Raw genomic sequence first — 14200 nt, forward strand, 5'->3', positions numbered from 1 at the left:
ATAAAAAGAATTGTTTTATTGAACAAATACATGTGAAAGGGTAGAGATGGCAATTCCTCAAGGGAGCGTACATTCTATTAGGGTGGTAGAGATGGATAAGTTGAAGATTCTAGTTGTTGATGATGAAAGTAGAATGAGAAAGCTCGTTGGAGACTTCTTAACAAAAAAGGCGTATGAGGTAATTGAGGCAGAGAATGGAGAACAAGCGGTTGATTTGTTTTTTCAAGATAAGAATATTTCTTTAGTCATTCTGGACGTTATGATGCCAAAGATGGATGGCTGGCAGGTTTGTAAAGAAATTAGACAGTACTCCAAGGTTCCTATTATTATGCTGACAGCAAAGAGTGATGAAAAAGATGAACTACTTGGATTCGAATTGGGTGTTGATGAATACATTTCGAAACCGTTTAGTCCCAAGATCCTGGTTGCACGAGTGGAAGCAATATTAAGAAGAGCGAATGTTGTAGAGGACATAATGACGGTAGGTGGAATCACCCTTGATCTGGAAGCTCATCAAGTAAAAATTGACGGGCAACCAATTGATTTAAGCTATAAAGAGTTTGAGCTATTAACCTATTTTGTTAAGAATAAAGGAGTTGCACTTTCTAGAGAAAAGATACTGAATAATGTATGGAACTATGATTACTTTGGCGATGCCCGTACAATTGATACCCACGTAAAGAAATTAAGAAGTAAACTTGGTTCTAAAGGAGATTACATTAAGACGATCTGGGGTATGGGATACAAACTCGAGGTGAGTGAATGAAATATTCAATTCGGTATAAAATCACAGGATTAATTACAATCTTAATTATTGCGGTTGTATTCTTGTGCTGGGTAATGAATAAGGGGTTCTTAGCAGATTATTATCAGTATAGTAAGATCAAGATATTGGGAGATACCTTCACCAGTGTACAAGATATCTACAAAACAGTAGAAATGGAATATGAAAATCAGAAAGATGAGTCAGAAATTTTTGAGAATAAGAATCTTGCTTTGGAACGATTAGGGACGAATGGGAATATCAATGTTTATGTATTTCGTTCCTATTATTATACAGAATATTTTGATATGACCAAAGCCAATCTTACCTTAGATTATCCCGTTAGTCAAAGTGTCATTGATCAGCAAAGAGAACAGCTTTCTGAACGAGTGGGAACCTATCTATTAAATCGAAAAAACAATCGTAGTGTAATGAAAGAACTAAGTACATCAAAGAATTATGGAATCTATAAGATCTATGATGAACGTATGGAATCCTACTATATCGAATTATTCGGTGTATTAGACAATGGGTATATAATTTATCTGCGGTCAAACTTTGAGAGCATGCAGGAAAGTGTGCGAATCGCGAATAAATTCTTGGCATATGTGGGAATCATCGGTACTTTGATGGGGATTATAGTTGCAATGTTTGTAAGTAAAAGCTTCACAAGACCAATTCATCAACTTTCTGGGATAGCAAAGAAAATGGCGAAGTTAGATTTTGATGTTAAGTATACGGTAACAACAAAAGATGAAATTGGAGAACTTGGGACAAGTATTAATACATTATCGGAAAAACTAGAAGAGACGATATCCGAATTAAAGAATGCCAACAATGAATTAAAATCCGATATTCAGAACAAGATACAGATTGATGAGATGCGAAAAGAATTCTTATCCAATGTTACCCATGAGTTAAAGACGCCAATTGCTTTGATTCAAGGGTATGCAGAAGGATTATTGGATAATATCAATGAGGATGAAGAAAGTCGTAACTTCTATTGTGAAGTCATTATTGATGAAGCTTCCAAAATGAACAATATGGTGAAACGTTTGCTTAGTTTGAATCAAATTGAATTTGGTAAGAACCAAGTGAATATTGAACGATTTGATATTGTTGCGTTGATTCATGGTGCTTTGAATTCTACCAATATCTTAATTCAAAAGAAAGAAGCAAAGGTTCAATTCGCATTAACGGAACCAATCGATGTTTGGGCAGACGAATACATGATTGAAGAAGTAGTAACAAACTACATCAGTAATGCTTTGAACCATCTAGATTATGATAAGATTATCGATATTAAGATTGAACAGAAAATAGATTGTGTTCGCGTATCCGTATTCAATACCGGAGATCCTATCCCTAGTGAAGATATTGATAAGATCTGGATTAAATTCTACAAAGTAGATAAAGCAAGAACAAGAGAGTATGGTGGGAATGGAATTGGCTTATCCATTGTAAAGGCTATTATGTCATCTCACAATCGCGCATGTGGTGTAATTAATCATGATAATGGAGTGGAATTCTGGTTTGAATTAGATACAAAGATATAAGGATAAAAGGTAAAAGATAAAATAAAAATATATATAGAAATATAAATAGAAAAAGGCAATCTTTAAAGAACTTGTAGTAAGAATAGAGGGTGATAATTTCTCTACAAGATTGGAAAGATTGTCTTTTGTTCGTCTTGGCATCGTTCATTTATTCAAAAGAAAAAATAGGTAAAACAATGCATTGAAATTTGTCTAATATCTTGTTAATATAGTATTGAGAAATGTATTACTAGAATTTAGAAAGATAAGATGGTAGTTATTATTATTAAAGATAGAGATGGAGGAAACGAGATGAAGAAAAAGTTTATTCTACTTACACTCGTATCGGTTTCAATGCTATTGCTATCTGCTTGTGCAAGTACGAAGACACTCAAGGAAGATAACAATGCGATTATTGCACAATACATAGCAGGTAGTGTGTTAAAGTTTGATACAAATTATGAAGATGGATTGCTGTACGAATACCAACGACCAGTAGCGAGTACGGATTCAAAGAAAGAAGACACCACTACTGTTTCAGAAGAAAACAAAGAGGAACCAAAGAAAGAAGATTCAAAACAAGAAGAAACAAAAGAACCAGTTAAAGAAACCACACCTTCTCCAGAAGCATCAACTGCAGAAGAGGCGGTAACATACTGCAGTTTATCGGATGTTTATCAAAAGAAGGATTTGAAGGTAACATACAAAAATTACAGTACGGAAGCAAGCTATACAGGAAATTATAGTGAAGCAGCATTTAGTGTTGAACCCCAAGCAGGCAATCAATTGCTAATTCTTAACATGTCCTTAAAGAATATGAGTAGCAAGAAGATGAAGATCAGTTTCATTCGTTCCGGAATATCGTATGAATTAAATATTGGTGAAGAGACTTATTATCCAATTTTGACCGTCATATCCAATGATATTCAGTATCTATCAACGACGATCAAAGAAGGAAAAACGAAACAAGCGGTGTTGATTTTTGAAATTCCAAAGAAAACAAAAGTTCAGAATGCAACATTAACAGTAACAAACAAGGAACAAGTAAGTCAGGTAACAATTAAGTAATGGAGTAGGGGAATATAGAAGTTACAAAACTGGTTATAAAGGAGTAAAGTAAAATGAGTTTTATTGAGAAAAAAAGAACAAAGTTTTTAGCATTACCAATCTGTTTTACAACATATACGATTAATGAAGAGAAAATCAACATAAAAAGTGGTTTTTTGAGCATAACAGAAGATGATGCTTATATGTATAAGATCCAAGATGTTCGGTTAAAAAAGAGCTTGCTTGAAAGAATATTTCACATTGGTACTGTAGTTTGTTTTACAGGGGATACGACGCATCCAGAATTGGTTCTTGTTCATATCAAACATGCTGCAGAAATTAAAGATTATATTATGACGGCATCTGAAGAAGCAAGAAGAAAAAGAAGAACGATGCATACACTGGATATTGATGTGGAAGAATTGGATGACGTTGATGATGTATAGGGGGGATTTCCTTTATACGCATTTGAATGGCTATAAATTATCCTAATCGTTCAAATTAAATAAAAAGTATGATAAATATAAAAAACATGTTGACAAAATGAATGATATGATATAAACTAAATAAGCTGAATGAAACAAAAAAATGTTTTATTTTGTTGACAATTTTTTGGTGGTAATGCGTCTTTGGGAAACACCCGTTCTCATCTCGAACACGATGGTTAAGACTTAGACGGCCGATGGTACTATACTGGAGACGGTATGGGAGAGTAGGTGGCTGCCAAATTAAAATGGGCTTATAGCTCAGCTGGTTAGAGCGCACGCCTGATAAGCGTGAGGTCGATGGTTCGAGTCCATTTAAGCCCATCATGATTGGAGAGACTGTTGTGAAAACAACAGTCTTTTTTTGTATAAAAGGAAAGTCCTCCGACTTTCCTTTTATAGAAACCCTCCGGGAGATGCACACTCGCACATAAGGTAGATGTCAACTGAAGTTGACTGTACTCTTTGTAGATATCTGATCCGTTCTTGCTCCATTATAGGAAAGATCTTCTGCCTATAGAAGATCGTATTTGTATTGTTGAGGAAAAGAGTGAATAATCACGTTGGACACAATCCGACAAGAATATACAACAAATTATACAAAAATAGGTCTTTTATACCATGAAAAATATTGGATTTTACAAAAGAATGAAACTATTTACCGATAGATTTTATGTAAAATATCTGATAGGATAGAAATAGAATGTAGATTCATGGAATAGAGTATTACATATGGAGAGAATCCAGGATTGGAGGGCACTATGAAGAAATTAGTTTTACGAAATAACTTAAAAGAGGGCATGATCATTTGCGAAGATGTTTTAACAACATATGGTTCCATCTTAGTTAATAATGGTACTGTTGTTGATGCGCGTGTTATAAAGTTACTAGAAAGTAATAATATCTATGAAGTACGCATACTTGATACTACAAATGAGGATGAAAAATTAAATGGTTTAAATACACATTTAAAAACGATTCGTCAAACAAGACAGTTTAAGGAAATCAATCAAAAATACTCCATATGCTATTCTAACATTCAAGGAAAATTTAATTCTGTTATCGAACGAGATAAAGAAGTTAACAAACGGGAAATTATAACGGATATCAACAACATTTTGAATAAAGCAGATAGTACGAGAGAGTTGTTCGATGCTTTATATGGAATGCAATTGAAGCAGAATCGTATGTATATGCATAGTATCAATACGGCATTGATTTCAAATATATTTGCAAAATGGCTCAAATTATCAGAGGAAGAAGTGAATGATATAACTCTAGCTGGGTTGTTCCATGATGTGGGAATGCTACTAGTATCCGAAGAATTATTGGAGAAAAAGAAAGAAGAATTGACAAAAGAAGAAAAAGAGTTGATTGCAAAACATACAATATATGGATATCGTTACTTGATGAGAAGAGAGTTAAACCGCCAGATCGGTTTAACAGCTTTGACACATCATGAAAAGATGGATGGTACGGGATATCCGCTTCAAGTAATGGGTGGAGCACTTTGTGAGTTTGTTAAGATTGTTTCCATTGCAGATGAGTATGATGAATTAACGCTTACAGAAGATGGAGCAAGAAATCCATTTGCATTAATCAAGGAATTTGAAAAGAATGGTTTATCAAAGTATGATCCGAAATACATTATGGTATTTTTGAATGGTATTATGGATACCTATATGGGAAATGATGTTCTATTAAGCAATGGAAAAGTAGGAACGATTATATTTATTAACAAAGGTGATTTATCAAGACCAACGGTCAAGTGTGGGGATGAGTACATCAATCTTGCAGAAGAGAAGGACATTCAAATCCTCAAATTCGTATAGAATATATACAAGATGCAAATCACGTGGACTAGCACATACAGCGTGTTTTTCACGTAGTAATACATATAACGTAAGATTTATCCTATTGAATGAATCTTACACAGAAAAAGCCTCAAGAATATAGAAAACAGAACCTAGACATCATTTATTTGGTTTTGTTTCTTGTTTTTGAGGATTTTTTTTGTTAAAGTGTCCCTGATTTTGTCGAATTATTTCACTTACATTTCACATGGCATGTTTACTATGATTCAAGGAGCAGAATGAATAAGTAATTGGAAAAAGAAAAATAGTAAGAAAGTGAAATGAGGTCAGAAGATGAAAAAGGGAGAAAACGAGAAACAGAACAATCGAAAATCAAGAGCATGGAAGAGAAACGTGAATATACTAATCGGAGTCTTTGGTTTGGTTCTATTGGCAGGAATCTATGTCTATACGAACAAAGACTTAAAGGATCGAATATATTTGGAATTCAACGTGTCCATTGATCAATTTGGGAGCGGGGACGTTTCAAGAAGGCGATCATTCTTACTTCTATCAATATCTTGTAGATGAAAATGAGAAGACGTATACACTCGTGAAAAAATTCCCGATTTCATATTCTAGTATCGTTAGTTCCGTGCAATATGTAGATGGCAATGTCGTAACAAGTTCGGGTATGTCTCATTGCTATGATGAATATGATGCAGAGGGAAATCTAATCCGTCAATTTAATTATACAGCTGAAAAATATGCTTACCGAGTATATAAGTATGCGTTCCATTCTTTTTGGTTCGAATAAAATATGTACGCAGACAGTTTCCTTCGGATATATAGCAGCCACATACACTATGTAAAGTCTCGATGTGTGAAATTGAATAAATACATGCATAATATGATGCAAGGGTCAAAAGGTCATTTCACTTCGTGCCTGCACGAAAGTGAACATGACATCTTGACCCACAAAACATGAGAAAGTAGCGTTATTACGCGGATTGCGAATGTTTTAGAATTGCGAGAGTTGCAACGCAACGAAGCAATTCGTGCATCATAATATAGAAATATACATTTCTCCTTGTATAATTTGTGTTATAATATAGGACAAAGATGCCAAGGAGGAATGAAAAGATGATATGCTTAAAAAATGGTATTATACATGATGCAATACATGAAAATCCGTATGTATCGGATCTCCTGATTAATGGAGGAAAAATAGTAAAAATAGAAAAAGATATCCTGACTGATTATAGTATGGAAGTCATTGATTTAAGTGGAAAACATATATATCCTGGCTTTATTGATGCACATAGTCATATAGGTACGGATGGCTTTGGTATTGGTTATGAAGGACAAGATTATAATGAAATGAATGATATTGTATCACCACAATTACGTGGGATTGATGCAATTCAACCGATGGATGAGTCATTTGGTATGGCAGCTAGAGCAGGTGTTACTTCCGTAGCTACAGGTCCAGGGAGCGCCAATGTGTTAGGTGGAACATTTGTTGCATTGAAAACAGTTGGAAAACGTGTAGATAAGATGGTAATTAAACCGGATGTTGCGATGAAATGTGCATTTGGTGAGAATCCGAAACGTATCTACCGAGACAAAGGAGATTCTACCCGTATGTCTACTGCTTCAAAACTTCGAGAAATGTTGTTTAAAGCAAGAGAATATCAACAGAAGTTAGATGCAGCAGGAGCAGATGTTTTCAAACGTCCAAGCTTTGATATGAAATTAGAAGCACTTCTTCCTGTCTTAAAAAAAGAAATGCCTTTGAAAGCCCATGCACATCAAGCAAATGATATGTTTACAGCTCTTCGAATTGCGCATGAATTCGATGTCAATATTACATTGGAACATGTGACGGAAGGACATCTAATCGTAGAAGAGTTAGCCCAAGAGAATGTTCCACTTGCAGTAGGTCCATCCTTCGGACATGCAACCAAATTTGAATTGCGGAATAAAACATGGGAAACGCCTGGTATTCTAGCAAATGCAGGTTGTCAAGTATCAATTATAACAGATTCACCAGTTATTCCACAACATTATCTGCCATTATGTGCTGGATTAGCAATAAAATCTGGTATGAAACCATTTGATGCGTTAAAAGCAATCACAATTAATCCTGCGAAACATGTGGGAATCGATAATGTAGTTGGATCGATTGAAGAAGGAAAAGATGCAGACTTAGTAATTACAGATGGTTCGCCATTTGAAGTTTCAACAACAATAGAGAAAGTATTGATCAATGGAAAGGCAGTAGAATAAAGATATGAAAGTAATTATGTATGGAGCACCAATCTGTGGAGAGTGTGTAGCAGCAAAAGAACGTTTACTAGCATGTAATGAAGTGGAACTGGAATATCGTAATATTGTAGAATCAACTACGATTATGAAAGAATTTCTTTCGATTCGTGATCATGATATTTTGTTTCAGGAAATCAAAGAACAAGGAAAGATTGGAATTCCATTCTTCCTATTAGAAGACGGAACGAAGACCTTTACTATAGAGGATTACGTTTCATTGGCTGCACCAAAACCAGTAAAAAGTGCTTGTTCTCTTAACGGAAAGGGAAGCTGCTAAAAAAAATTATTTCTTACCTAGTAGGGGAATAGAAGGTAAACGAAACTTATCAGTCAAAATACTGTTTTGACTGATAAGTTTTTGTTTTCTTACGTAACACGTAAAGTGGGAGAACACAGACAAAGCATTTTGAAAATAATTAAAAAGAGAAAGAATGATACTAAATTTATGGTTGTTTTTGTCTAAATCCATTATTTTATTTGTAATTTTGTCACTATTATATTATAATTATAGTAGTACAAATAAAATGGTAACGTATTAGAAAAATGTAGACATTACATAAATGGAGGATAGATTATGGAGACTGGTATATTATTGGAAAGTGGAACGAATGAACTTGAAATCCTTGAATTTAAGGTTGGTTCAAATTACTATGGTATTAATGTTGCAAAGATTAAAGAAATCTTATCTTATCAGGAACCAACACCAATTCCAAATGCACATCCTTGTGTTGAAGGAATTTTTATGCCACGCGAAGAAATCATATCTATCATTGATTTGGCCAAGAACTTAAATTTGGCACCATCTGTGGATAAATCGAAGGATATGTACATTGTTACAAACTTTAACAAATTAAATATTGCATTTCATGTTCATGGTGTAGTTGGAATTCATCGTGTATCGTGGGCGGACATCATCAAACCGGATGATACGGTTAATTCCGCAGGATCAGGCGTTGCAACAGGAATTATTAAGATTGATAAACGATTAATTGTTATTCTAGATTTTGAAAAAATTGTTTCTGATATTAATCCTGAAACAGGATTGCGTGTTTCTGATATTAAACAACTGGAAGATCGAGAACGCAACAATTCTCCAATTATTATGGCAGAGGATTCAGCTTTGCTAGGTAAATTAATATATGATAGTTTAACAAAAGCAGGCTATACGAATGTAAAACGATTCAAAGATGGTAAAGCAGCGTGGGATCAATTATGTGAGTATAAAAAGAATGGAACAATTGATGAAAATGTACATTGTGTTATTACAGATATTGAGATGCCACAGATGGATGGACATCGTTTAACCAAATTAATTAAGGACGATGATGATTTGAAACGTGTTCCTGTTATTATTTTCTCTTCTTTGATCAATGATGAGATGAGAAGAAAAGGTCAAATGCTTGGAGCAGATGAACAATTGACAAAACCGGAGATTGGTAAGCTTGTTGGAGCAGTGGATCGATTAATCTATTAAGTTGGAGAAAAAGGTGTTGCGATAATTACTTGCATCACCTTTTCTTTATATTGTTATCGAATGCTCTACTTGTGTTAATTAATACATGTACGAAATTACGATGCGATGGTATAATTATATACAATTTTGTCATTGTACACTTGTTGGATAATGCAAATAAGATTTTATAAAAATTAAGCGAGGTTTATATGAGTAACCAAATAGAATTAATAAAAGAAAAGCTACAAGAAGCAGATTACGTACTGGTAGGATGTGGATTTGACCTAGAGAAGAATCTGACTAATTTAGAAGAACAGTACTATGAACCAGTAAGTAAAATGGGAATAACAAGCAAAGAGACTTTAGCAGAAAAAGTACAGGAGAAAGAAGCAGTTGAATGGATCGATGCCATCTTAAAAAGTTGGTATCAGAAAAATCATACATTACCAGTTTACCAACAACTTTATGAAACGATAAAAGAGAAAAATTATTTCATCTTATCCATGAACACATCCCAGTATCTTTTACAGGCAGGTTTCGACGAGAAGAAGATTGTTATGCCATGTGGGAATGAAGGATTGTTTCAATGTTCCAAATCTTGTACACATAAGATCGAAGAAAATGAATCTTATGTAGCAGACTTTGTAAAACGCTTACCAGAGATACTTCCGGAATTACAAATGGGAAGAAGTATTCAGGAATATATGCCATTATGCGAAACATGTAAGGAAAGACTAACTTTCAACGTACGAAGTCAGGTGGAAACATACGTAGAAGAAGGATATCTTCCTCAGTGGCAAGCATATATGCAATGGATAGCAAGAACTCTCAACCGTAAATTGGTTTTATTAGAACTTGACGTAAACTTTACATTACCATCGTTGATTCGGTGGCCTTTTGAGAAAAATGCATACATCAATAATAAAGCATTACTTGTTCGTGTGAATAAGACTTTTCCACAACTGTCAGAAGAAATTCATGGTAAAGGAGTTCCTGTTCCTATGTCTGCAGAAGAATTTCTTGAACTAGTAAATAAGTAACAAAACATGCGAAATTTACTGTTTTATCAACATTTTTCAAAATAATTCTTCTTCGTTTTAGTTGTTAAATATAGACTTATGTGGTAATATAAGAAAGTAAATACTAGTTTGGAGGTGGATAGATGGGCAAATGTAAAGTTTGCGGTGCAGAAATCGCAGATACGGAAGAAATGTGTGAAGATTGTAAAGCACTTGATGACGTGGATTTGATTAAAAGCGATGATGAATTAGAAGAATTACTTAATTCAGTTATGCATTCCCATACTAGTTATCCGAATAATGATAACGAGAGTTATGTATCAGCAGATGATATGATAATTGATCCAATTAATGAGTATAAAGAAGACGGGGATGAGATATCCAGTCAGTTAGATAACATAGCCAATGAACTGCTTGATCAATATACGAAGCAAGATGCAAGTAGCGTTGATCAAACAGGAGTGGGTGAAAGTGCCGTATTTCTTGATTCATTCAATGGGAAGGAAGAAGCAGCATCTTTGGATTCCTTACAACAGGAAGAGGAATCAATGCCTCTAGATGCTTTGACTCAAGAAGAGGAAGAACCATTATCCATAGATTCCTTAACCCAGGAAGGGGAAGAACCATTATCCTTGGATTCCTTATCCCAAGAAGAGGAAGAACCAATGTCTTTGGATTCCTTAATCCAAGAAGAGGAAGAACCAATGTCTTTGGATTCCTTAATCCAGGAAGAGGAAGAACCAATGTCTTTGGATTCTTTAATCCAGGAAGAGGAAGAACCAATGTCTTTGGATTCTTTGACCCAGGAAGAGGAAGAACCAATGTCTTTGGATTCTTTAATCCAGGAAGAGGAAGAACCGATGTCTTTGGATTCGTTGAGTCAGGAAGAGAAAGAACCGATGTCTTTGGATTCGTTGAGTCAGGAAGAGGAAGAGCCGATGTCTTTGGATTCGTTGAGTCAGGAAGAGGAAGAGCCGATGTCTTTGGATTCTTTGAGTCAGGAAGAGGAAGAGCCAATGTCTCTTGATTCTCTTTCAACAGAGCAGGAAGCTTCGATTACGGAGGAAGAAGAACCATTTTCTATTGATTCTTTCCACGAAGAAGAACCAAAACAAGTGGCTGATACTTCACAAACTGCTGTACATACAGGTGATGGTGATAATCCAGCAGATGATTATGGAGTACCAGGATTTCATGATATCTTCAATGGAATTGAGGATATCGACGATACCGATGATCGAGATAATGCAAATGTAGCAGATATATTTGCTGATGTCTTAGGAACAGTATCAAATTATGGCTCAGACGGGGAAGAAGGAGAAAATCCTCCTGATGGTGGATCAGCGAATAAAAAGAAAAAAGCAAGTAAGAAAGCAAAGAAGAATATTGACCCTGTAACAGGTGAGAAAAAAGGATTCTTCAAGAGTTTATTTGAAAATATAGATGATGAAGAAACAGAAAAAGAGTTTCAAAAAGAAAAAGAATTACAAGAAGCAAAGGTAGCAAAGAAAGCTGCGAAGAAAGAACAAAAAGCTGCAGCAGCGGTGACAAAGAAAGCTGCAAAAGCGGAAGCAAAGAAGACGAAAGATGCAGCAAAAGCAGCAAAAAAAGCTGAAAAAGAAAAATTAGCGGAAGAAGAAGAGAGCGATCACAGTAAGATCAATAAGAAAGGTGCAGCAGTTGTGTTAGTTGCATTTGCACTCGTTGGTGTGTTTGTTGTATTTGGTACGAAGACATTTTCTTATTCTGCAAGCATTCGTCAAGCAGAAGATTTCTTTGCAAGGAAAAAGTATACGAAAGCTTATGATAAGATTAGCGGAGTGGATGTAAAGAAATCCGACCAGGAACTTGCTGATAAGATTAAGACAGTAATGTATGTAAATAAGGAGTTTGATTCCTATAATAATTATTATGCAATCCAATATTATGCGGAAGCTCTGAACTCATTATTGAATGGTTTAATTAAGTATGATGTATATCTAGAACAAGCAAGTGAATTAGGTGTAAAATCGGATTTACAATATGTAAAATCACAGATTATCCAGGAATTAGATGAGAAGTTTTCTCTTGATGAAGAAGAAGCGAAGAAGATTGCTGATATTGAAGATCAAGCAGAATATAGCGATAAGGTGATTGCAATTGCTGAAAAGCTAGTTGCGGACAAGAAGAAATAATGGTATGATATGCTAAGGGTGGCAAGATGAACGAGAAATTCCATTCGTCTTGCCACATTTGTCTACCTGGACAATTTAATGCGCTACCACAAAGAAGTAAGAGAGGAGACATGTCATGATTGCAATTATAGATTATGATGCGGGTAATTTAAAAAGTGTTGAGAAAGCTTTGCTATACATAGGGGAAGATGCCAAGATTACAAGAGATCGTGAAGAGATTCTTCATGCAGATAAAGTAATCCTACCTGGTGTTGGAGCATTTGGAGATGCTATGGAAAAACTGCATCGGTACCAATTGGTTGATACAATTAAGGAGGTTGTCGCTAGAAAAATTCCGCTTTTAGGAATATGTTTGGGATTACAACTCCTTTTTGAAGAAAGTGATGAAACGAAAGGGGTACCGGGGTTATCCATTTTAGAAGGTAAAATCATACGAATTCCTGACAAAGAAGGGTTGAAAATACCACATATCGGTTGGAATTCCTTACACTTTACGAAAGAATCCAAGTTACTAAAAGGATTGGATCCAGAATCTTATGTTTATTTTGTTCATTCTTATTATCTTAAAGCAAAGAATGTAGAAGAAGTTGCAGCGACAACCCAATATAGCACGGCATTAGATGTAGCTGTTGAAAAGGATAATATATTTGCATGCCAGTTCCACCCAGAGAAAAGTGGAGAGGTTGGTCTAAAAATACTGAAGAATTTTGCTGAGATTGGAAGGGAGTAGCCATGTTTACAAAAAGAATCATTCCTTGTTTGGATGTACATAATGGAAGAGTTGTAAAAGGGATTAATTTTGTGAATCTACGAGATGCTGGTGATCCAGTTGAAGTTGGTTATGCATATGGAAAAGCAGGAGCAGATGAGCTGGTTTTTCTTGATATAACGGCGTCAAGTGATGCAAGAACAATTAAGATTGATATGGTACGCCGAGTAGCAGAGACTGTGTTCATACCATTTACAGTTGGTGGAGGAATTCGTACAGTAGATGATTTTAAAGGTATTCTTCGTGAAGGCGCTGATAAAGTTGCAGTGAATTCAGCGGCAATTCAAAATCCTACCTTAATTTCAGAAGCTGCGTTGAAGTTCGGCAGCCAGTGCGTAGTTGTAGCCATTGATGCAAAGAGACGTGCAGATGGGAGTGGCTGGAATATCTATAAGAATGGCGGTCGTGTGGATATGGGAATTGATGCTGTGGAGTGGGCAATGAAAGCAAATGCTCTTGGAGCAGGAGAAATCCTATTGACAAGTATGGATTGTGATGGAACAAAGAATGGATATGATATTGAACTGACAAAGATGGTTTCTGAGAATGTATCTATTCCTGTTATCGCATCAGGAGGAGCAGGAACGAAGGAACATTTTTATGATGCTTTAACAGAAGGAAAAGCAGATGCAGCATTAGCAGCATCCTTATTCCACTATAAAGAACTAGAGATCAATGAGGTGAAACAGTATTTGCGTGATCGATCTGTAAGTGTTCGACTTTAAGTAGGAAGGAATGGAGGATCAATCTATATCAAATGATATGGTTATTTGACAAGCGATTCATGGGATGCTAATATGAATAGAGTTATTCATGGATACATAAAGATCAAGA

General features: G+C 35.2%; 14 protein-coding genes, 1 tRNA gene and 1 rRNA gene. All 16 read left to right on the top strand.

Annotated elements, in window-relative coordinates:
* The first annotated feature begins 91 nt into the window (after positions 1-91).
* The 16 genes from HBB17_RS00220 (at position 92) to hisF (ending at position 14091) form a co-directional block, all read left to right on the top strand.
* On the top strand, positions 92-766 hold the full coding sequence (locus HBB17_RS00220; protein ID WP_167954683.1) for a response regulator transcription factor: 675 nt from the start codon (positions 92-94) through the stop codon (positions 764-766).
* On the top strand, positions 763-2319 hold the full coding sequence (locus HBB17_RS00225; RefSeq protein ID WP_167954684.1) for a sensor histidine kinase: 1557 nt from the start codon (positions 763-765) through the stop codon (positions 2317-2319). The genes HBB17_RS00220 and HBB17_RS00225 overlap by 4 nt, the downstream gene beginning before the upstream one ends.
* Positions 2320-2610: 291 nt before the next feature.
* Positions 2611-3366: a DUF4352 domain-containing protein gene (locus tag HBB17_RS00230; RefSeq protein ID WP_167954685.1), complete on the top strand. Its 756-nt coding sequence runs from the start codon at positions 2611-2613 to the stop codon at positions 3364-3366.
* Between the two features lie 53 nt (positions 3367-3419).
* Positions 3420-3791, top strand: coding sequence for a PH domain-containing protein (locus tag HBB17_RS00235; RefSeq protein WP_167954686.1), 372 nt, complete (start codon positions 3420-3422; stop codon positions 3789-3791).
* Between the two features lie 165 nt (positions 3792-3956).
* Positions 3957-4074, top strand: a 5S ribosomal RNA gene (gene rrf, locus HBB17_RS00240).
* A 6-nt stretch (positions 4075-4080) separates the two neighbouring features.
* A tRNA-Ile gene (locus HBB17_RS00245) sits at positions 4081-4154 on the top strand.
* 437 nt (positions 4155-4591) lie between these two features.
* The gene (locus HBB17_RS00250; protein ID WP_167954687.1) at positions 4592-5662 is read left to right on the top strand and encodes an HD-GYP domain-containing protein; all 1071 of its coding nucleotides are present in this window, start codon (positions 4592-4594) and stop codon (positions 5660-5662) included.
* 302 nt (positions 5663-5964) lie between these two features.
* On the top strand, positions 5965-6147 hold the full coding sequence (locus HBB17_RS00255; RefSeq protein ID WP_167954688.1) for a hypothetical protein: 183 nt from the start codon (positions 5965-5967) through the stop codon (positions 6145-6147).
* Positions 6144-6440: an aryl-sulfate sulfotransferase gene (locus HBB17_RS00260; protein ID WP_238483636.1), complete on the top strand. Its 297-nt coding sequence runs from the start codon at positions 6144-6146 to the stop codon at positions 6438-6440. The genes HBB17_RS00255 and HBB17_RS00260 overlap by 4 nt, the downstream gene beginning before the upstream one ends.
* A gap of 326 nt (positions 6441-6766) precedes the next feature.
* Positions 6767-7912 (top strand): amidohydrolase, encoded by a 1146-nt coding sequence (locus HBB17_RS00265; protein WP_167954690.1) that lies wholly within the window; start codon positions 6767-6769, stop codon positions 7910-7912.
* Between the two features lie 4 nt (positions 7913-7916).
* On the top strand, positions 7917-8228 hold the full coding sequence (locus tag HBB17_RS00270; RefSeq protein WP_167954692.1) for a glutaredoxin: 312 nt from the start codon (positions 7917-7919) through the stop codon (positions 8226-8228).
* 297 nt (positions 8229-8525) lie between these two features.
* Entirely contained in the window at positions 8526-9425 is a 900-nt protein-coding gene (locus tag HBB17_RS00275) for a chemotaxis protein (RefSeq protein ID WP_167954694.1), read from the top strand.
* 188 nt (positions 9426-9613) lie between these two features.
* Positions 9614-10444 carry a hypothetical protein gene (locus tag HBB17_RS00280; RefSeq protein WP_167954696.1) on the top strand — a complete coding sequence of 277 codons (831 nt, stop codon included), beginning with the start codon at positions 9614-9616 and terminating at the stop codon, positions 10442-10444.
* Between the two features lie 122 nt (positions 10445-10566).
* Positions 10567-12597, top strand: coding sequence for a hypothetical protein (locus HBB17_RS00285; protein WP_167954698.1), 2031 nt, complete (start codon positions 10567-10569; stop codon positions 12595-12597).
* 115 nt (positions 12598-12712) lie between these two features.
* On the top strand, positions 12713-13327 hold the full coding sequence (gene hisH, locus HBB17_RS00290; RefSeq protein WP_167954700.1) for an imidazole glycerol phosphate synthase subunit HisH: 615 nt from the start codon (positions 12713-12715) through the stop codon (positions 13325-13327).
* Between the two features lie 2 nt (positions 13328-13329).
* Positions 13330-14091, top strand: a complete 762-nt coding sequence (gene hisF / locus HBB17_RS00295) for an imidazole glycerol phosphate synthase subunit HisF (protein WP_167954702.1) — start codon at positions 13330-13332, stop codon at positions 14089-14091.
* Positions 14092-14200 lie beyond the last annotated feature (109 nt).

The sequence above is a fragment of the Anaerosporobacter faecicola genome (assembly GCF_012070565.1).
GTDB lineage: Bacteria > Bacillota > Clostridia > Lachnospirales > Lachnospiraceae > Anaerosporobacter > Anaerosporobacter faecicola.